The organism is Phycisphaeraceae bacterium (assembly GCA_019636795.1).
GTDB lineage: Bacteria > Planctomycetota > Phycisphaerae > Phycisphaerales > UBA1924 > JAHBWW01.
On sequence record JAHBWW010000002.1, the window covers coordinates 282,630 to 301,602 of the forward strand.

Annotated in this window: 15 protein-coding genes and 1 tRNA gene; 10 read left to right on the forward strand and 6 right to left on the reverse strand. The window is 60.7% G+C overall.

Annotation, left to right across the window (positions count from 1 at the left end; genetic code table 11):
- Positions 1-11: 11 nt before the first annotated feature.
- Together miaA and KF757_04420 are read right to left on the reverse strand one after the other, a co-directional pair.
- A complete protein-coding gene (miaA, locus tag KF757_04415; protein ID MBX3322215.1) occupies positions 12-956 on the reverse strand; it encodes a tRNA (adenosine(37)-N6)-dimethylallyltransferase MiaA in 945 nt (314 codons plus the stop codon).
- The gene (locus KF757_04420) at positions 953-2,365 is read right to left on the reverse strand and encodes an erythromycin esterase family protein (protein MBX3322216.1); all 1,413 of its coding nucleotides are present in this window, start codon (positions 2,363-2,365) and stop codon (positions 953-955) included. Before KF757_04420 ends, miaA begins: the two co-directional genes overlap by 4 nt.
- Before the next feature lie 77 nt (positions 2,366-2,442).
- Between KF757_04420 and der the strand changes: the two genes are divergently transcribed.
- The 5 genes from der to KF757_04445 all read left to right on the forward strand — a co-directional run bounded on the left by der (position 2,443) and on the right by KF757_04445 (position 6,204).
- On the forward strand, positions 2,443-4,035 hold the full coding sequence (gene der, locus KF757_04425) for a ribosome biogenesis GTPase Der (GenBank protein ID MBX3322217.1): 1,593 nt from the start codon (positions 2,443-2,445) through the stop codon (positions 4,033-4,035).
- A 43-nt stretch (positions 4,036-4,078) separates the two neighbouring features.
- The gene (locus tag KF757_04430) at positions 4,079-4,993 is read left to right on the forward strand and encodes a DUF502 domain-containing protein (GenBank protein ID MBX3322218.1); all 915 of its coding nucleotides are present in this window, start codon (positions 4,079-4,081) and stop codon (positions 4,991-4,993) included.
- An 80-nt stretch (positions 4,994-5,073) separates the two neighbouring features.
- Positions 5,074-5,379, forward strand: a complete 306-nt coding sequence (gene raiA, locus KF757_04435; GenBank protein MBX3322219.1) for a ribosome-associated translation inhibitor RaiA — start codon at positions 5,074-5,076, stop codon at positions 5,377-5,379.
- Positions 5,380-5,407: 28 nt separating this feature from the next.
- On the forward strand, positions 5,408-5,884 hold the full coding sequence (locus KF757_04440; protein MBX3322220.1) for a PTS sugar transporter subunit IIA: 477 nt from the start codon (positions 5,408-5,410) through the stop codon (positions 5,882-5,884).
- Positions 5,885-5,904: 20 nt separating this feature from the next.
- Positions 5,905-6,204 carry an HPr family phosphocarrier protein gene (locus tag KF757_04445; protein MBX3322221.1) on the forward strand — a complete coding sequence of 100 codons (300 nt, stop codon included), beginning with the start codon at positions 5,905-5,907 and terminating at the stop codon, positions 6,202-6,204.
- Positions 6,205-6,245: 41 nt separating this feature from the next.
- Here the strand turns inward: KF757_04445 and KF757_04450 are convergent, their stop codons facing one another.
- The 4 genes from KF757_04450 to KF757_04465 all read right to left on the reverse strand — a co-directional run bounded on the left by KF757_04450 (position 6,246) and on the right by KF757_04465 (position 12,490).
- Positions 6,246-7,133 (reverse strand): hypothetical protein, encoded by an 888-nt coding sequence (locus KF757_04450; GenBank protein ID MBX3322222.1) that lies wholly within the window; start codon positions 7,131-7,133, stop codon positions 6,246-6,248.
- Between the two features lie 56 nt (positions 7,134-7,189).
- Complete coding sequence (locus KF757_04455) at positions 7,190-8,782, reverse strand: hypothetical protein (protein MBX3322223.1); 1,593 nt, start codon at positions 8,780-8,782, stop codon at positions 7,190-7,192.
- Positions 8,783-8,834: 52 nt separating this feature from the next.
- Positions 8,835-10,370 (reverse strand): hypothetical protein, encoded by a 1,536-nt coding sequence (locus tag KF757_04460; GenBank protein ID MBX3322224.1) that lies wholly within the window; start codon positions 10,368-10,370, stop codon positions 8,835-8,837.
- Between the two features lie 239 nt (positions 10,371-10,609).
- Positions 10,610-12,490: a hypothetical protein gene (locus KF757_04465; GenBank protein MBX3322225.1), complete on the reverse strand. Its 1,881-nt coding sequence runs from the start codon at positions 12,488-12,490 to the stop codon at positions 10,610-10,612.
- A gap of 184 nt (positions 12,491-12,674) precedes the next feature.
- Here KF757_04465 and KF757_04470 point away from each other — a divergent pair, with 184 nt between their 5' ends.
- The 5 genes from KF757_04470 to KF757_04490 all read left to right on the forward strand — a co-directional run bounded on the left by KF757_04470 (position 12,675) and on the right by KF757_04490 (position 18,723).
- On the forward strand, positions 12,675-13,334 hold the full coding sequence (locus KF757_04470) for a hypothetical protein (GenBank protein ID MBX3322226.1): 660 nt from the start codon (positions 12,675-12,677) through the stop codon (positions 13,332-13,334).
- 194 nt (positions 13,335-13,528) lie between these two features.
- Positions 13,529-13,600, forward strand: a tRNA-Gly gene (locus KF757_04475).
- 118 nt (positions 13,601-13,718) lie between these two features.
- Positions 13,719-15,098, forward strand: coding sequence for a site-specific integrase (locus KF757_04480; protein MBX3322227.1), 1,380 nt, complete (start codon positions 13,719-13,721; stop codon positions 15,096-15,098).
- 134 nt (positions 15,099-15,232) lie between these two features.
- Entirely contained in the window at positions 15,233-16,207 is a 975-nt protein-coding gene (locus KF757_04485; GenBank protein MBX3322228.1) for an ATP-binding protein, read from the forward strand.
- A 392-nt stretch (positions 16,208-16,599) separates the two neighbouring features.
- Positions 16,600-18,723 carry a S8 family peptidase gene (locus tag KF757_04490; GenBank protein ID MBX3322229.1) on the forward strand — a complete coding sequence of 708 codons (2,124 nt, stop codon included), beginning with the start codon at positions 16,600-16,602 and terminating at the stop codon, positions 18,721-18,723.
- The last annotated feature ends 250 nt before the right edge of the window (positions 18,724-18,973 follow it).

An 18,973-nucleotide genomic window follows, 5' to 3' on the forward strand; every position in this document is an offset into this window, starting at 1 on the left:
GAAGGTCGGTTTCAGGTTGCAAGACATTGTCTGACAATATCTTGCGCTGTTTCTTCGCTTTCAACCGACGCGCCAGGAACCCACCTGAACGAGGAATTTGCCGAAAGCCGTTTCAACCAGGTGCGTTGGTTCTTGGCAAATCGCCGGGTTTCGACTTTGATCAGTTCGAGAGCGTCTTCGAGCGTGGATTCGCCGCGGAGGTGGGCTGACAATTGGGCGTACCCGATCGCCTGCCGGGCTTGAATCCCCATGCGAGGCAGGAGTTCACGGACCTCTTCAAGGAACCCAAGGCCCATCATTTCTTTCGCTCGAAAATTGATCCGGCTGTTGATCTGCTCGGTCGGCCAATCGAGCCCCAGGAGCAGCAGATCGTCGCGGCGCGGGTGCTGGCGGTCCCACTGCTGTCGCAACGTGGAGATAGGTACCCCGCTCTGGATATAGACCTCGAGTGCGCGCACAGTTCGACGCTGGTCGGCGGGGTGGATGCGGGCTGCAGATTCCGGGTCAACCTGTTCGAGTGTGTGCCTCAGTGTGCTCAGGGGGCGGAGGTTGAGTTCTTCGCGCAAGGCGGGGTCAGGTGTCGGACCTTGGAAGAGCCCATCCACGAGCGCCTTGATGTAGAGGTGCGTTCCACCGACCACAACCGGGCAGATTCCACCGCGCTGCAATTCTTCGATCAGTTCGTCGGCCTTGGCCAACCAGTCGTGAACTGTGAAGGCGTCCTCGGGGTCCACGATGTCGATGAGGTGATGAGGAATTCCTTGTCTCTCGGCCGCGGTTGGCTTTGCTGAGCCGATGTCCATCCCTCGATAGATTTGAACAGAGTCGGCACTGATGATGTGCGCCGGGCAGTCGGTGGCTGCGGAGAGTTTGTGCGCGCACGCGACTGCCAGAGCGGTTTTGCCGCCTGCCGTTGGACCGATGATGACCGGGATCAGTGGTCGAACGCGCGTCATTCCGACTGCACGGTATGCGACTCGCCCTCGGGCGATCGACCCTCGAAACTGTTGGGCCACGCCGAGCGAAGGAAAAGCACGCCGTCCATGTGAAGGCGCCACATGGCGCGGGCGGTCGCGTTTGAAGGGAGCCCAACGTCGGCCCCAAGCCCGAGCATACCCGAACGCTGGGGCTGATCGAGCCACTCCCACCCCGGCTCGCGCGGGTCGGTCGTCCGAAGATCGGCGAACAGAAAGGGCCAATTCAAGCCTGCAAAACGTGCCTCTAGCGTGTCGGCGGACGGCACTGGCACCATTGTGGCATCGCCTCGAATGGAGCCCCGCGATCCGCCGGCCGTCGTCAATGTCAGCACATACAGATCATCTCCTAATGCTTTGTGCCATGCCTGGCCGGCAGAAACCAGAGGCACGTTGCTGGTCGGCATCGGATTCGTAGTGATTTCATCGATCCCGCGCACCGCCGTTAGCGAATCGGCCCAGACGATGATGCGGCGGCCTGGATAGACCTCGGTAGCCAGCCACACAAAATGCTCACCCATCCGGCGCTGAATCGCAGCGCGCCGATTCACGAGTGAATCGTCGCCCGCAAGGCGCATCAAGGCCTGCGCATTGCTCACTGCATCGGTGACAATGCGGTCCCACCACGCGAACTCAAGCTCGCTCGTCGCGGCTTGAAGTGCTTCGCGGTTGGCATAAAGAACGCTGCGCAGTTGATTGAGGTGTTCCCACACGCGGACGACCTGGGCGTGGTCATCGGCCTGGACAGCTTCGTTCAGGCGCTCGAGCGCGGTCAGATAGGTGCGCCGTTGGTCGCGGCTGAGCGGATGAGGCTCGATCGAGCCGAGGAAGTCGAGCAGGTCACGGGGGAGTTGGCGGGCAGTGCGCAAGCCGGAGAACTCGGGGCTGAACCCACAGAGCTCGATCGGTCGAGGGGTGAGATAACTTCTCCACGTATCGCGCCAGAGATTGCTGGTGAACCCGGAGCGGGCCAGTGAGTCGGAAAGGCCCTGGGGTGCAGCGATGATGGGGTCCGTTCCCGCAGCGAACTGGAAGTTCATCACACGACAGTCGTACAGACCCGCTTCAAACGCCACCACGCTGAAACCATGTTGCCGGATGAGAAAGCGGGTCAACCGTGTCATGGCCCACAAAGCGGCACCATCATCGGGCGACGCCTGGGCAAGAACCACGATCCGCGCCTGCCCGATTGCCCGTGCGATTGGCTCAAGGTCAGAGTTGTCGGCATGCTCGGGGTGAATGGACATCAGCCTCGCGACCGGGCCTAGAAGGGTTTGGTCAGGTGGATCCTCGGGCAGTTGGCCGGCCTGGGCGATGGGCGCAACCACCCCCAGAGCCGCACCAAGCAGCAAGACGTACCACAGACCTAGAGCGTTAAAGCCGGAAATCATGCGTCGGAATAAAGGATACAGCGATTGCGAAGGCTTTGCGACCCCTTTGTTCGCCGAGCGGTCGTAGGATCAGGGCCATGCCCGTACCCCGTGTCGCCATCGTCGGTCGCCCGAATGTCGGGAAGAGTTCGCTGCTCAACATGCTCGCTGGCGAGCGCGTGGCGATCGTTGACCCGACACCCGGCGTGACACGTGACCGCGTGTCGGTGATTGTCGAACTTGACAGCCCCGACGGTCGCGGACCAATCAAACCCATCGAACTGACCGACACAGGCGGCTACGGGGTGTATGTGGCCCAGGATGGACGCTACGACGAAACCGGGCAGGATCTGTCAACCCTGACCAAGGACATCGAGTTTCAGATTCGCGAAGCGGTGTCGAATGCGGACCTGATCCTTTTTGCGGTCGATGCGCAGGCCGGGCCGACGAGCGCCGATGAAGAGATCGCTACAATGCTGCGCGAGCAGCGCCTCGGCAGCACGGGCGGCGGGCAAGTGAATGTCCGCGTGGTGGCGACCAAGGTTGACGGCCCGAAGTGGGAAGCGCACGCGTACGAACTGGCAGCGCTGGGCTTTGGCGATCCGCTGATGTGCTCAGCCAAGAGCAATTATTTTCGGCGCGACCTGATCGACCAGTTGTATGAACTCGTCGAGTACAGCGAGGAACGCGAGCCGGAGGTCGATCTCAAACTTGCGATCGTCGGCAAGCGCAACAGCGGCAAAAGTACGCTGGTGAATCGTCTCGCGGGTGAAGACCGTGTGATCGTCTCGGAAATTGCCGGCACGACGCGCGACGCGATCGATGTGCACTTCGAGCTCGGCGGGCGGTCGTTTCTGGTGATCGATACCGCAGGCCTGAGGCGCAAGAAGAGTTTTCAGGGTCCGATCGAGTGGTACGCCTTTGATCGCTCGAAGCGCGCGATCGACCGGTCGGACGTGGTGCTGCTGATGATCGACGCGACAGCCGATGTGAGTCAGGTTGATGAGCAGTTGGCGCAGTTGGTTGTCGAGTCATACAAGCCGGTCCTGATTGTGGTGAACAAGTGGGATCTGGTCGAGGGTCGCGCCGGGCCTCACGGGCAGAAAATCGGCGTGGAAGATTACGAGAAGTACATCCGGCGTGAACTGCGCGGGCTGAGCTTTGCGCCCATCGCGTTCATGTCGGCCAAGGATGGGCTCAATGTGCGAGGCGTGCTAGAGCTGGCCTTTGACCTCAATGCTCAGGCTCAGACGCGCGTCTCGACCGGCGAACTCAATCGCGTAGTGCAGCACATCATCGAGAAGCAAGGCCCAACCAACAAGTTCGGCCATCATGGTCGCGTGCTTTTTGCAGCTCAAGTGCGGACGGGCCCGCCGACGCTGGTGCTGGTGGTGAATCGCCCTGTGCTTTTTGACAGCCAGTACGAGCGGTTTCTGATGAATCGTTTGCGTGAGGAGTTGCCGTTTGCCGAGATCCCGATCCGGGTGATCTATCGAAGTCGTCGGCGGGCAGAAGAGGCGGCCGCGCGTGAAGCCAAGAAGGCCGGCGGGCGTCGGGGCAAGGGTCACATGCACCCGACCGACGACACCGTTCTCGGATTTGACGCGGATGCGATTGATCTGGAAGCACTGATTTCCGAACAACCCGATGATCCGGATGCGTACTTCGACGATGCACCCTCCGAATCATGAGCGGTGTCGTGGACAAGGTTGAGGCGATGGTGAGTGGCACAACATGAAAGCAGACACGAGTTTCCAGAGTGACTTCAAGAAGTTCTTTGGCCGAGGGCTTGCGATTCTGCTCCCGTCGATCGTGACGCTCTGGATTTTGTGGCAGGCGTTCCTGTTCCTGCTCAACAACGTTGCCGAGCCGATCAACCGGGGGATTCGCTTTGGCACGGTGTGGGCGATGCCGCTGGTGGTGGATGAAAACAAGCCACCAGCGTGGTATGTCATCTCGGACGAACAGGTCAGGACAAAACTGCGCCAGGCGGGAAAGTGGCCCGACGATCCGGAAGAGCGCGCGTTGGTCCTCAAGATTCGCCGCGACGAGATTTCGGAAGAGTATCGGCGCGAATATCTGCAAGGATTCTGGGCCGACCGGTGGTACCTGCAGTTCGTCGGCCTCGTGATTGCGGTGCTGCTGATTTATCTCGCGGGGCTCCTGCTCGGAAACTTCGTGGGCAAGCAGGTGTATGGTCGGCTCGAAAGGCTCATCTCGCGGGTTCCCGGGTTCAAGCAGGTCTATCCGCACGTCAAGCAGCTCGTGGAACTGATCCTGGGTGATCGGGCCATGGCGTTTGGAACGGTCGTGCTCGTGGAATACCCGAGCAAGGACATCTGGACGCTGGGTTTTCTGACCGGCGAGTCATTCCGCGGTGCGGATGAGTTGGCAGGGGGTGAAGTGGTCAGCGTGTTCATCCCGACTTCTCCGACGCCTTTTACGGGCTTTACGATCAATGTGGATCGTCGTCGGGTCAGGGCAATGGATATGCCAATGGATCAGGCGTTGCGGTTTGTCATCACCGCAGGAGTGCTGGTCCCGGACAAGGAAGTGACGCTGCGTGCCCTCAAGGCCGAAGATATTGCAGCGTCAACGCAAGGTCTCGTGGAGAAAGCCAAGGATGCGCCCCAAACGGAAGGTGAATGACCGGTCGGATTGGGCAAGAGGTTTCGAGTCTGCTATGCTGTGGGTTTTGATACCCGGCTCGGCCGGCGTGGGGGCAAGCAATGCGGATTGACGTCGTGGGTCGTCAGTTTGAAGTAACAGACGCGATTCGGGAGTATGCGGAATCGAAGATCGAGAAACTTCCGAAGTTCTTTGATGGGACGCAACTGGTGACATGCACCATCTCGAAGCCTGACCACGATCGCGTGTATCGCGTCGAGCTTGTTGTCGACGTCGAGAAGCATGAGAATTTCGTGTCTCATACCGACGGCGAAGACGTGTACGGAGCTATTGATGCAACCGTATCAAAGAGTCGGAGACAGTTGACGGACTACAAGGAAAAACTCAAACAAGGCAAGCGGGGCTGAAATGCCTCGCTTCATGGATGCGTGACACATGAAGTTGAGCGAACTGGTCATCAAGAAAGCCGTGGTCTGCACTCTTCAGTCTCAGACTCGCGACGACGTCATCCGCGAACTGGTCGGCGCGTTGCTCGCCTCGGGGGCTGCCGATGCGGCACTGGGCGATGAACTCGTCAAGAAGGTGCTCGATCGCGAGATTATGAGTTCAACCGGATTCGGTCGCGGCGTGGCAGTGCCCCACGTCAAGCACGCGTCAGTCGATCGGCTTGTCGCGGCTGTCGGACTCAGCCCCAGCGGGGTCGACTTCAACGCGCTCGACAAGCAGCCGGTCTACTCGATTTTTCTTCTGCTCAGCCCGCTCAATCGCCCGGAAGAACATCTCCAGGCCATGGAAACCATCTTCAAGAACCTGCGCAAGGACACCTTCAGACGCTTCCTGCGACAGGCAACGACGCCCGATGACGTCATGACGCTCATGCAGGAAGCGGACGATCAGTTGCTCGCGGGCTGACGTCGGCACGCGGATCGAACGTGCAGCATCGTACGGAACTCGACATGGCCCAGCGCGCCGCTGCCAAGGTGACGATTGTCAATTCGCTCGGACTTCACGCGCGCCCAGCGACCGAGTTCGTGCAGACCGCTTTGAAGTTCAAGTGCGAGGTCGCTGTCGTTAAGGGCGGCGAAAGCGTCAGTGGCAAGTCCATCATGGAAATGATGATGCTTGCTGCCACGCAAGGGACACAACTCGAAATCGTCGCTGAAGGCCAGGATGCCGCTCAATGCGTGCAGGCCCTGTCCGAACTCGTCGCGCGCGGATTCAACGAGGAATAGGCCACAACTGGTTCGGGCTCGGGCTTCCCTCGACCGAGTTCTCATGGACAACCGGCGGCAAAAGCCTGCAGGTAGAGCTGCACATCGAAGAAGTCGAACAGGCCGTCGCCGTTGAAGTCGGCTGCTTCGTTCGAGGCTGCGAAGGCCGCGAGAAACAACTGTACATCGAAGAAGTCGAGCACACCATCGCCCGTCAGATCCGCCGGACACTTGGTGCCGAGCGGCGTTGCGGTCAGTTGCACGTCGTCGAAGTTCACTTCAATTCCAGGCTCGGCGACCGTACCCGGCAGATTGAGATTGATGAGTCGAATCTCGAGCGTCTGCCCGATCTGCGGGTGGTCGGCGTCAACGTCGAGTTCGACGATGCTCGTTCCAAACTCGCCCTCGCCGAGCTGGCCATCGAGCGTGTTGTCGTCCTGCGCGATAACGACACCACCCGCGAGCAGCTGGACCTGATACCCGGGAAAGCCATCAAGATTGAAAAACCCGAAAACATCGCAAGGCGGTGGGCCTGTGCCAGAGGCAATGTTGCCCACTCCAACACTCAGTGTGTAGCGTAGATTCGGCTCAAGTGTTGCCCCCAGAAACTGTCGCAAGCCAGCAGGTGTGGTCCCGGTGTCACCCGAAAGAAAGACAATGGCGACATGCTGCCCATCGGGCGGCGGGGCAACGTAATACGGCCCGCCTTGCGGATGCAACCCGCCAAGCACATCCAGAGAACTATCCAAGATGCCGCCCGGATCGAATGCCTCCCAACCCTGAGGCCCAAACACGGCAAAGCACCCGGGGGAAACCGGATTTGCTTCGAACGAGGGATTGATGACGGGAATAGGCACCGGACCGGCATCCGCCGCGCCAGAACCAAGCAACAAGGCACCCAACGTCAGACTGCGAAGCACGCGACAAAGTGAATGGGTCACACGATCCATGGGAATCTCCCTTCACTATGTCTACGCGGCAAACCTGTGCTCAATACGCCATCGGTTCATGGACACCCGTTTGAAAATGCCTGAAGGAAGATCTGCACGTCAAAGAAGTTGTACTCGCCATCACCGTTGAAGTCCGCGGGCGGCTGCTGGGCCGAGAAGGCTGCCAGAAAGATCTGCACATCGAAGAAGTTGACCTCGCCATCGCCGTTGAGATCCACGATGCATGGCGTGCCCCCACTGCCAAGCGAACCATCCGCATTGATGCGCTGTGCATAGCCGTCGATGTCGCCATTGCGTGTGTCACTCCAAGCGGCGATGAGCGCTCCACCGCCGGCCTCAGCGAGATTAAGACGACCCTTCTGACTCGTGGCTGTGGACACACTGATCGGCCCCGCGTCAATGAACGACCCGTTCGGCGCGACACGCAGGAGTTCGAGCACACCATTGGGGTTGCCAAAGTCGGGCTGACGATCGAGAATGGCCGCAACACCACCATTGATACGGGCTGCGCGTGGGGGTGATTTGAACTGGTTGTTGAATGGCAGCAGCTCGATGCCCGATTCGCCCAGAAGGCGATCGCCCACACTATCCAGCCGCTGAACATTGATGCTCTGCTGACTTTGTGCCGAATCGAGATTCCGATAGAAGATCATGACATCACCACTCGGAGCAAGCGCAATCGCCGGATCGAGTTGAAGTCGGTTGGCCTCATTCGAAACAGAACGGCCATTGGACGGAAAGAGCGAGTTGCCCGAAATATCAAGCCTCTGCACATAGGCACGGAAACTGCCGGTGCGAGTGTCGTGCCAGGCGATGACCGTCTGATTGTTTGCATCGGCAATCAATCGCGGGCGATGAGCGATCGGAACCACGGTCGCATTCATGACGATGACAGGGTCGCTCCCCCACTGTGGCTGCCCGCTCTCATTGAAACGTTGCGCAAAGACATGCCGCGGACTGGCAAAGGACGTGGTGTCGCGGACCCACGAGACCACAACGTCTGACGAGCCGACCGCCACAACTTCATGAAACGCCGGCGACTCAGTGCTCACACCAGCGATCTTGAGCCCTCCAGCCGCCAACTGAGGCGTGCCATCGGCTGCCAGTCGCTGCATGTAGAGCCCTCGCCCGGTGCCCGAGCGCGACCAGATCACCACATACTCGCCCGCACCATTCTGGATAATGCGCGGATCGGCTTCAAAGTCGGTGTTGTCGGAAATCGTCACGCCATTCGCGCCCCACAGCATCGTGCCTGTCGGACTGATCAGATAGGCATAGATGTCCAGATCGCCTCCCGCGCGGATGTCGTTGAACGCGAGCATGCAGTTGCCACTCGCGTCAGCACGAAGATCCCAGTCGGTCACAGACGTATTCTGCGGATTGGCCGAGACGACGAGCCCCGCCGGGTCGAACGTCTGATTGCCGTCGGCGTCAAGCCTCTGCACACGCACCTGCACGCCGCCTGGCTGAAAGTCGTACCAACCGACCCAGCTCGAACCATCGGGCGCGACTCCGAGTTTAAACACATCCTGATTGAACGAAGCCGCCACAACAGGCGTATTGACCGCCGGGTCCGATGTCCACTGTGCGCCGACAAGACTCACACTCGACGCCATGACACACAAGGCTGCACTTACGAACTGCTTCATCTCAACTCTCCTTCACCGTGCGCCCGAAGCAAACCGGGCGCGGCCTCATCCATTACGGACATCCTTCAGCAAATGCCTGAAGGAACAACTGGGCATCAAAGAAATTGAACTCGCCGTCGTCATTGAGGTCGGCCAGCGGGTCATTGCTCGAAAACGCCTGCAGAAACACCATCGCGTCGAAGAAGTCGATCACGCCGAATGGCAAAGCCAGATCCGCAGGCGAACATCCCGCGAGCACATTGGCCTGAATGACAATCGTGACAACCGGCTGATCGACATCATCCGAGATCACTCTCACCTCGGCCGACACCGGCCCACCCGGGTGGTCGACCGCCAACTCAAACGCAAACTCATGCTCGTTCAGCGTGCCCCCGGCCTCGTCAGCAAACGGACCCGCCGCAAGCACGATACCCGGGTCGGCATCGAACACATAATTGATGGATCCCACACCCGTCGGGCCCCACAGCGCGACATTCCCACCGTTCCCGACGTTCAACGTCCCCTGCACAACCGAACCGACCGGGATCGAACCCAGATCAATCACGGTATCGGCAAAGATCTTTCCTGGCACGATAAAGTCGGCAAACACGGGAAGGTGCCCGCCACTGGTCGCGACATTGCGAAGTGCGATCGCGATGGCCTCGCCAACCATCGTGTTGCCGACGGTGCGCAGAGCCAGATCGAAACTCGTGCCATCATTGCCCCACGAGCGATACGAGTGATTCGGATCATCCCACGTTGTGGTCGAGTACGGCACACCAAAAGCGCCGCGATATTCAAGCCCCACCCCATCACCAAACGATGGATCAACCAGAATCTGATCGTGCCGATCGTCCATGCCGCCAGCCCCGATCGGGTCCTGCGTGTGCACGAACCTGAACGCAAAGTTGTTGTTCCAGCTTCCGGGCGTGCCGATCGGATCGGCAAACTGCTTGCCATAGTTTGCGATGGTTGCAATCAGATGCTGGTAGGCAGCCTGATTCGATGACTGGATATTGAAGTCCCCAACCAGCATGATGTTGACATCGAGATCAAGCGTCTCGGCGTTCGTGCGGATCTTCTGTGCCTCGATCAATCGCCGCGCCTGATCGCTCGACGATGAGCCCGCCTTCATGTGCGAGTTGTAGATCGCAATCTGGCTCGCAGGTGCGGCGTATCCAACCAGACCAATGTCATAGCGCTGCACATCGCGCGGAGCGCCGGTCGTGCCGGGATCGGCCGGAAGGATCGTCAGCCCCAGAAACTCGACCTTGCTCGTGCGATAAAACATCGCGCCATCGGTGTCCGGGCCGTTGACAAATGGAGCCGCAGCCCAGTCGCCCGGGCTTGCCTGTGCGTTGTTCAAGATGCCGAGCATCGTGTCAACAGCCGACTGCGAGATGAACTCCTGCACTACGAGCACGTCGGGGTCCATCGATCGGCCTTCAAACACACCATAGATCGATGTCGTCAGATCAACCTGACGCCCACCTGCATAGTTCGAGATATTCCAGGTCACAACGCGAAGACCGTCAACACTTGCCTGAGCCATCATCGCCGACAGCATCACCCCGGCCGTGAAGGCCAAACACCCATTCCCTCTGTTCATGCTCACTCCCGTGCAATCGGTCGGACGAAAGCAACGCCCGACATTCCTCCCCGTTTCCTCGTGCAGCACTCTGCGAGGCCGCGCGGCCGCGCCACCCTTCGAGGCTCAACCACTGTACAGACTCGCCCGACCGAAATCGAGGCAATTCCTCGCAAAGAAATTGCTCATTTCGCCAATTCCGCACTCTCAACACAGCCTGAGGCGGGCGACCAGGTCCAAAGGGAACAAACCGCCGAGCCTCACGGACAACCGGCTGAGAACGCCGAGAGGAAAATCTGCACGTCAAAGAAGTTGAACTCGCCATCGGGTACAAGGTCAGCCTTGGGGTCCAGTGCCGAAAAAGCGGTCAAGAACGCCTGCACGTCGAAGAAATCGACCTCCCCGTCGCCATTAAAATCACCCAGGCACATCACGCTCTCGCAACGCCCCGTGCCGCAGAACAACGTCAGTTGAGCGATGCGCGACCGCGCCTGCCCGCCGGCTGCCGCAGGGTCGGTCACCACCCACTGCATGAACACGATGTCCCCGTCGAGCGAGCCGTCGCCATCAATCGGCCAGGCAAGCGTCGCAAACCCCTGCCCCGGCTGATTCCCACCGAGCACCACAGGTCCCAGCACTTCATCAGGAATCAGCGTGCCGCCCTGCGGCGGAGTGCGCGACACATGCAGCACCGCCATTGCCCCCGACAGCCCTTCATCAAGCCCTACTCGAAAGCCCGCATCGCCCAGCACCGGAGGCCGATTCGCGATCATGCGTGGCACGAACCCGCTTGTCCCAGGCGTCCCGCCACCAAGCAGCGCCGGATTGGGCGCACGTTCACTGTGCAATGTCGGACGATCGAACGGAAACGCCTCGGCCGCGACGCGCGGGTCCGTCAGGCCATTGACGATGAAATCAATGATGCGTGCCTGATCCTGCGCGTTGAAAGCAATAGGCCCCCCCACCAGCGAGTCGCGGTTGTCCGCGAACGACACATGCCCGTTGCGCCGCGCGTAAAAGTCGAACACATCGTTGATCGTCTCGAACTGCCCGTTGTGCATGAAGCGGTCATTGAGCCCGACATTGCGCAGCGTCGGCACCTTGAACTTGCCGCGATCCGATGCCAGCCCCGTCACGTCCTGTCGCCCGCGATCCTCAGCCACCGGCCGCAGGCCGATATTGCGAAACGTCTGATCCGTCCACATCGGAGGCATATGACACGGCGCACAGAACGACGCCTCAAGAACCTCCATGCCCGCTCGCTGCGCAGGCGTGAGCGCGAAGAAATCACCTCGCATCCAGCCATCCCAGGGCGTCTGATCCGGAAACAGCGTCCGCTGATACGTCGCGATCGCAAACGCAATGCGCGCCGGCGTCACCGCCCCGGTCCCGAATGCCGCTTCGAACAACTGCGGATACGTCGGATGCGATTCGATGGCCTCCGCCATGTCGGGTGGAAGCGCCGTCGCCAGCGCAAGCGGACGAACTGCCGAGAGCTTGCTTGACACCGCGACCCAGTCGCGATCGGCGTGCGCCATTTCCACGTCACTGAGCACCGGGCCGATCGCCTGATTCTCGAGCGCGCCCCCGCTGGCAATAAGCACTTCACCCGTCAACGGGTCGCGGAACTCGCCACCCGCACGGCCATCCCAGAACAACTCGGGCGCATACATCGACATGAAGTTCGTCGGCGCGGTGCGTGGCGTAATCTGACGCCGAAGCCCAAACGGCGCAAGCGGTGCATACTCATCGTTCGCATCGGCTGAAATCACGCCCGGCGAACCGAGCTTGTCGTCGGGCGTGTTGAGAATCCCGTCCGGCCCGGGGTTGCGCCCGCGACGCGGGTCCATGCCATTGAAACTCGGGATGTGGCATGTCCCGCACGCCATGGTGTTGTCGGTCGAGAGCTGCTCATCCCAGAACAGGATTTTGCCCAGCACACGCTTCTCTTCGGTCAGTGTGTTTTCAGCAGGAAACGGAATCGGCGGCAGGTGCTCCTCGGTGCCACGCCCCGTGAAACCATCGGCCAACGCAAGCCCGTACCCACCAGCCGCGCCCAAAGCCAGCAACGTCAACCAAACAGCCCCGCCTCGAACAACTCGACCGCCGGTCGAAGCGCTTTCGACAATCTGTTGAGCCACTCCGCAGCCTCCATCTTTCTCGTCCGACAAGATAACGGACTTGTAAATAGGATATTGCGATTCCGCCTTCGTGCACGCCCCGCACCAAGTTTTTCTTCTCCTTCAACATTTACGGACCACAGCACCACAACCCTTGCGAGCAGGGCTGGGGTACAAGAATCAGAAGAGTTTGTATGCTGTCTTGATGAATTCAACCCCCGACGAAGGCATCTACGAACTCGCGCCTGCCGAGTCCCCCAAACCCCGCCCGCGAACGCCACCGCAGGCCGGCAATCCCATCCCATGCCCCAGCTGCGGCTACGACTTGCGCGGCAATGCGTTCGGACGTTGTCCGGAATGTGGCAAAGTCATCACCCTCTCCGCGCTGCGCCACGCCGAAGCCAAAAGAAAGCAGACATGGCGCGACAGCCCCGCCATCGTCGCTGCTCTCTGTGTCACGATTGGTACGGGAGTAGCTCTCATGACGCAGGGCGTCAGTGCTGCCATCACCGGGGACTCGCCCCTTGAGATGATGGTGTTCATGGGCATCTTTCTTGCCGTGTCACTCGTCGTGGCCTGCGTCGTGTACTTTTTGTGTGCAGCCATGTGGATCGGCTGGTCTCAGAACGTCGGCACCACAATGCTCCAGGTCTGTGCCGCCTATGGCCTGAGTTTCGGAGCAGGAGCCCTCCTCGGCCAGATCCCATTTCCATTCCTGCCATGGTTCGCCTCGGTCGTGATCCTCATCGGGTTGCTGATCAAGTTCCTCGAGATCGACATCCGCGACGCTGCGATTGTCGCAGTGCTCGTGTGGGTGGCGCGAGGCGGAATCGGATTGATCGTGGCAGTCTTGATGTGGGGCTGAACCCATCCGCACAGGCTCACCCACTCATCACTCACCGCTCCAACACGCACCCCTCACACGCACCCTCAACACGCACCCCACAACACATGTATCCCCACCGGCCCAATGACCAGGTGAACTCCGCCGAAAGCCCCACCGCCGCCTTGCGAACACCCCCAAGCCGCGATAGTATTGACCCGGGCCAAGCCCCCGCTGCGGGTGTAGTTCAGCGGTAGAACGTCAGCTTCCCAAGCTGAATGTCGTCGGTTCGATTCCGATCACCCGCTTTGTTCACAATTCTGGCTGAGTCCGCGACTTGCGGAAACCCGCCAACCGGCGGCGCAGCCCGAAACGCCAAAATCAGCGCGGTGCTACACCGCGCTCCAGCGTTCGGGAGCGACCGTCATGTCTCAAAATGCAAACCGGCCACCCTCGTATCGGAAGCGTTCTGGCTACGACCAAGCCATCGTCACACTCACCGACGCTGTCACGAAGCGCCGCCGCGACTACTGGCTTGGTGAGTATGGCTCGCCCGCCAGCCGAGAGCGCTACCACCGCCTCATCGCCGCGTGGGAAGCGAGTAGCCGACGCCACCCCGACCCCGCCGACGCCGGAATCGAGCGCGGCGCTTCCGCGCAGGCCGAAGCAGTCGACGGACGCCCGACCGTAGCGATGGTGATCGCCGCCTACTGGCGCTGGGCGCAGCGGTACTACCAGCCGAACGAGTCGGGCACGCTGCGGGTGGTGCTGCGGATGCTCCGGCAGTACCACGGCAGCGAGGCGGCCGAGAACTTCGGGCCCAAGAAGCTCCGGGCGCTCCGCGAGGCAATGATCGCCAGCGACGACACCTGCGACCCGCCACGCCCGGCGTGGTCGCGCGGGTACATCAACCAGCAGGTGCAGCGGCTGCGCCGGATGTTCCGCTGGGCCGCATCACAGGAGATGATCCCGGCGTCCGTCTACCAGGCGCTCGATACGGTGGAGGCGCTCAAGCGTGGGCGCACCTCGGCGCGAGAGGGCAAGAAGGTTGCCCCGGTCCCGCAGGAGCGCGTGGACGCCGTCCGGCCATTCGTGAGCAGGCAGGTCGCCGCCGTGATTGATCTCCAATTGCTCACCGGCGCTCGGCCGGGCGAGCTGCTCGGGATGCGTCCATCTGACATCGAGCAGCGAATGTGCGTTGGCGACGAGCTTGCGGTTTGGCTGTTCCGCCCGAGAGAACACAAGAATCAGTTCCGCTCGATGGAACGGACGATCGTGCTCGGGCCACGGGCCCAGGCCGTACTCCAGCCATTCCTTGAGGGCCGCGATCAAGAGTCATTCGTGTTCAGCCCGGCGGAAGCCGAAGCGGAGCGCCGGGCGGCGGCCAACGCGGCCCGCAAGACACCGCTCTCGTGCGGCAACCGGATTGGGACGAATCGATCGCTGGATCCGGAGCGGGCGGTTGGCGACCGATACACAACCGCGAGCTACTACGTCGCGATCCGCCGGGCGTGCGACCGAGCCTTTCCCCCACCGCCCCCGCTCGGGCGGCGAGAGGTCGAGACGGTGGCCGACTGGCGGGCCCGGCTGACCCCGAAGCAGAAGGCCGACCAGGCGGCGTGGCAGAAAGCCCACCGCTGGCACCCGCACCAACTCCGGCACACCGCCGCAACCGAGATCCGCCGGGCCTTCGGCCTCGAGGCCGCCCAGTTGGCGCTCGGCCACTCCTCGGCCCAGGTCACCGACGCGGTCTACGCCGAGCGGGACCACGGCAAGGTGGCAGAGATCATGCGGCAGGTGGGGTGAGCGTTGGAAAGCGGCCAAACCACACGAACTTCCAGTCTGGAGGGGGTTCGCGCCGATCCGTCAAGGGAAGCCCCACGAGCCCGGAAGGGCCCGACACAGCGTACGATGTAGCCTGATGACGAGGAGCACGAGCCATGGCAACCGCACAACAACTCAAGGCTCTCATCTCGAGCTACGCCGAGGGTGACCGTGCGCGCTTCCTTTCCGTCGCCTCTCAGATCTCTGCGCACGCGGCAAAGTCGGGAAACCGCAAGCTCGCTGATGAGCTCAGGCACCTCGTAGATTCCGTGCGGCGCGCCACCGATGCTGAGCCCGACCGGCGGACCGTACCGATTGCACAGCCGACCGGTGAGCTGAGCGGTCTGATCGCGGCCTCGTTTCCTAAGACGACGCTTCGTGACATGATTTTGCCGGCGGATCTGCGGGACCGCCTGACGCGCGTGCTGCGTGAGTACCGCCAAGCCGACCAGCTAGCCGATCACGGTCTCTCGCCGCGAAGGAAACTTCTCCTTCTTGGCCCGCCGGGCTGCGGCAAGACGATGACCGCAGCGTGCCTGGCCGGGGAACTCCAGTTGCCTCTTCTGACCGTTCAGTTTCACACGATGATCACGAAGTACCTGGGGGAAACGGCGGCCAAATTGCGGCTCGTGTTTGACATGATGCGAGATCGCCGTGGCGTCTACCTGTTTGACGAGTTCGACGCCATCGCATCGCAGCGGTACGGTGGCCAGGATGTCGGGGAAATTCGCCGCGTTCTCAATGCCTTTCTCGTGTTCATTGAGAGCGACCGGTCGGACAGTCTCTTGGTAGCGGCCAGCAATCTAGCGCCAACCATTGACGCTGCGGTGTTTCGGCGATTTGACGATGTGCTCACTTACGAGATGCCTGCGGCGGGGATGGCGAGAGAGCTCATCGAGCGACGGCTTGGGTCTTTTGTCCCCGACCGACCGAACTGGAAGAGGATTGCAGATTTGGCCGCGGGTCTATCCCACGCTGAAATTGTTCAGGCATGTGATGACGCAGCCAAGGACGCAGTTTTGGACGGTCGCGATAAGACCACTGCAGCGGCGTTACAGCAAGCGATTGCACGGCGACACCATCGCGGTTGATCGGGGGTCTGAGGTTGATGGATCGTTTTAAGCACATTGACATCAACGACCCCGGCGATCGGCGCGACTACACGCGACCTCGCGGAGGCGGAGGCGGCGAGTACCGCGTTCCGCCCCGTGATGATCGAGTTGGGCATGGCCAGCGACTGATAAATCAGATCACATCTGTCCGGGAGGATCTAGGTCGTCAAGCTGACGTATCAGGTCACACGATCCACAACGTGCTGCTAGATGTCGTCGGCCCGACTAAAGACCTTCAGCTGGCTAGCTTGGAATCACTTTACAAGGGAATCGAGCTCCGTTCGGCCACGTCCCGGGAAGGGCGTACCTACGCAACGGTCTATGTCCCGGAGCGTCGTCTGGGCGAATTCATTAAGAAGATTGAAGCGTACATGGGTGAGGAGAGGACGAGAAAGGGGCGTCCGCTCAACGAACCGCTGGTGGCGGGCATTGACGAGGTCCGCATACCGGTCCTGAAGTCGTTCTGGACAGATGACAGTGATCTATTTCCAACGGATGCGCAGACGCCGATTTGGTGGGAGGTATGGCTTCAACGACGCGTTGATGATGAGGAAGACACCGCGTTTGTCGAGTTCGCATCCATCGCAAGCAACAGCGGCCTTCGAGTTGGGACGAATGTTCTTCACTTTAAGGAGCGGCTCGTATTTCATGTTCATGGAACAGTTCGTCAATGGACCACGGTCTTCGTGCCTTTGCTGGATAGGCTGGCAGAACTGCGGAAGGCCAAGGAAGTCGCGAGCGAGTTTCTTCGGATACAACCCCGCGACCAGCGACAACTCATCGAAGATCTTGTTCAGAGACTAACAGTCCCGCCGACAACGGCCCCGGCCATCTGCGTGCTCGACTACGGGGTGTCGAAGGAGCACCCGCTGCTTTCCCCTTTCTTGTCGCCCGAAGATCAGCACGCCTTGGACCCGGCTTGGACCAAAGTAGACCATCGCAATGGTCATGGTTCCGAAATGGCAGGGCTTGGCGTGTATGGCGACGAGCTTCCGCGTTTGCTTGGAAGCAACGACCTGCCGTTGACGCCGCATCGTGTCGAGTCCGTGAGGATCCTCAACGACTCCAGCCCCAATCCAGAGGACACATGGGGCTGGGTGACCCAAGAAGGGGTTGCGCGAGCTGAGCAGGCTGCTCCAGAGCGCCCCCGAGTTGTACTGCTGGCAGTGACTGCCAATGACCGAGGGCGCGACTTCGGCTATCCGACGTCCTGGTCAGCGGCGATCGATCAGAGCGCGGCCGGCGAACTCGATGATTCACGGCGTCTCTTTGTCGTATCAGCAGGCAATATCCGCACAATTCAGGACGAGGCTGCAGATCGCTACCCGACGGCGAATCTTGAAGAACATCGGATTGAGGATCCTGCTCAGGCGTGGAATGCGTTGTCGGTCGGGGCATGTACGGAAATGATCCAGATCCGCGATGAAGGTTTGGCTGGGCACACACCCCTGGCAAAGCAAGGCGAGTTGTGCCCCACATCGCGCACGTCCGTGTCTTGGCCAGACCAGGAATGGCCAATCAAGCCTGACATTGTCATGGAAGGTGGAAACTACACCCGTTCGCCCTCTGGCAGTGTGCATGCGACGGAAGATCTGTGTCTTCTTACCGCTTCAGGTTCTACCGTGGGAAATCTCCTCGCATGGACATCTGACACCAGCGCTGCTGCGGCACAGGCAGCTCGGATGGCCGCGATCCTGCAATCAGAGTACCCGCACCTTTGGCCGGAAACTCTCCGCGCAATGCTCGTACATTCTGCGGCGTGGACACCAGCAATGGTCGCTCAGGTCCCAGGGGATCTCCAATCCGACAAGCACCGCCGGCTCCGCTGCTTTGGGTACGGCCGGCCGGACCTCGATCGCGCTCGGTTCACACTTCGGAATCGCGTCGCCCTGGTCCATCAGGGCCAGTTGCAGCCGTTTGAACGTGTCCGCGAGAACCGCGAGTTGAAGATCCGGACCAAAGACTTTCGATTGCACGCTCTACCTTGGCCGGCTGACGCGCTAGCTGGCCTCCATGAGATAGGTGCTCGCCTGCGCATAACGCTGTCATATTTCATCGAGCCAAGCCCCGGAAGGCGGGGTTGGAAGCAAAGATTTCGCTATCAGTCACATGGACTCCGCTTCAAGCTCCGTGGTCCGACGGAGACGGAGGAGATGTTTCGGCAGCGCATCAGCCAAGAGGAATGGGATGAGGATGGTGGTCGGCCTTCGACTGCGGATCCTATTCCATGGGCTCTTGGGTCCAACCTGCAGACGAGGGGATCCGTCCATTCTGACTGGTGGGACGCGACGGGCGCAGACCTTGCAGCTTGTGGCCAGATAGCCGTGTACCCGGTGACCGGCTGGTGGCGTGAACGGCCTCACTTGGGCAAGGTGGACAGCATTGCGCGGTATGCACTGGTGGTGACCATCGAGACGGAAGCGGAGGATTGCGACCTCTACAGTCCAATCGTCAACCAGCTCGCTACGCCGGTGACGATCGAGGTCGATGCCTAGACGCGTAGGTCCGTCTCTCTACGGAACTGGTCGAGTTACCACCTTAACGTCGACCAAGAAAATATTCTCCCTTTCTACGGCCCTCCTAGCACGGGAGGGCCGTTGTCGTTGGTGGGCTGAGCGGTAACTCGAGTTACCGAGTTACCGCCCCAAAACAGCGTGGATTCTTCCCCCGTCGCAAGCAGCCGGAGCCCAGTGAGGGCCGGGCTTTGGCGAGCGAGGAGTCCGACGTGAAGCAGCAAGATTCAGC

Bases quoted from the DNA above. Each gene is read 5' to 3' on its own strand.
- KF757_04470 (MBX3322226.1), top strand. From the start codon at position 12,675: ATGAATTCAACCCCCGACGAAGGCATCTACGAACTCGCGCCTGCCGAG.
- KF757_04440 (MBX3322220.1), top strand. From the start codon at position 5,408: ATGAAGTTGAGCGAACTGGTCATCAAGAAAGCCGTGGTCTGCACTCTT.
- KF757_04490 (MBX3322229.1), top strand. From the start codon at position 16,600: ATGGGTGAGGAGAGGACGAGAAAGGGGCGTCCGCTCAACGAACCGCTG.
- KF757_04455 (MBX3322223.1), bottom strand. From the start codon at position 8,782: ATGAAGCAGTTCGTAAGTGCAGCCTTGTGTGTCATGGCGTCGAGTGTG.
- KF757_04460 (MBX3322224.1), bottom strand. From the start codon at position 10,370: ATGAACAGAGGGAATGGGTGTTTGGCCTTCACGGCCGGGGTGATGCTG.
- miaA (MBX3322215.1), bottom strand. From the start codon at position 956: ATGACGCGCGTTCGACCACTGATCCCGGTCATCATCGGTCCAACGGCA.
- raiA (MBX3322219.1), top strand. From the start codon at position 5,074: ATGCGGATTGACGTCGTGGGTCGTCAGTTTGAAGTAACAGACGCGATT.
- KF757_04430 (MBX3322218.1), top strand. From the start codon at position 4,079: ATGAAAGCAGACACGAGTTTCCAGAGTGACTTCAAGAAGTTCTTTGGC.
- KF757_04480 (MBX3322227.1), top strand. From the start codon at position 13,719: ATGTCTCAAAATGCAAACCGGCCACCCTCGTATCGGAAGCGTTCTGGC.
- KF757_04450 (MBX3322222.1), bottom strand. From the start codon at position 7,133: ATGGATCGTGTGACCCATTCACTTTGTCGCGTGCTTCGCAGTCTGACG.
- KF757_04485 (MBX3322228.1), top strand. From the start codon at position 15,233: ATGGCAACCGCACAACAACTCAAGGCTCTCATCTCGAGCTACGCCGAG.
- KF757_04420 (MBX3322216.1), bottom strand. From the start codon at position 2,365: ATGATTTCCGGCTTTAACGCTCTAGGTCTGTGGTACGTCTTGCTGCTT.
- der (MBX3322217.1), top strand. From the start codon at position 2,443: ATGCCCGTACCCCGTGTCGCCATCGTCGGTCGCCCGAATGTCGGGAAG.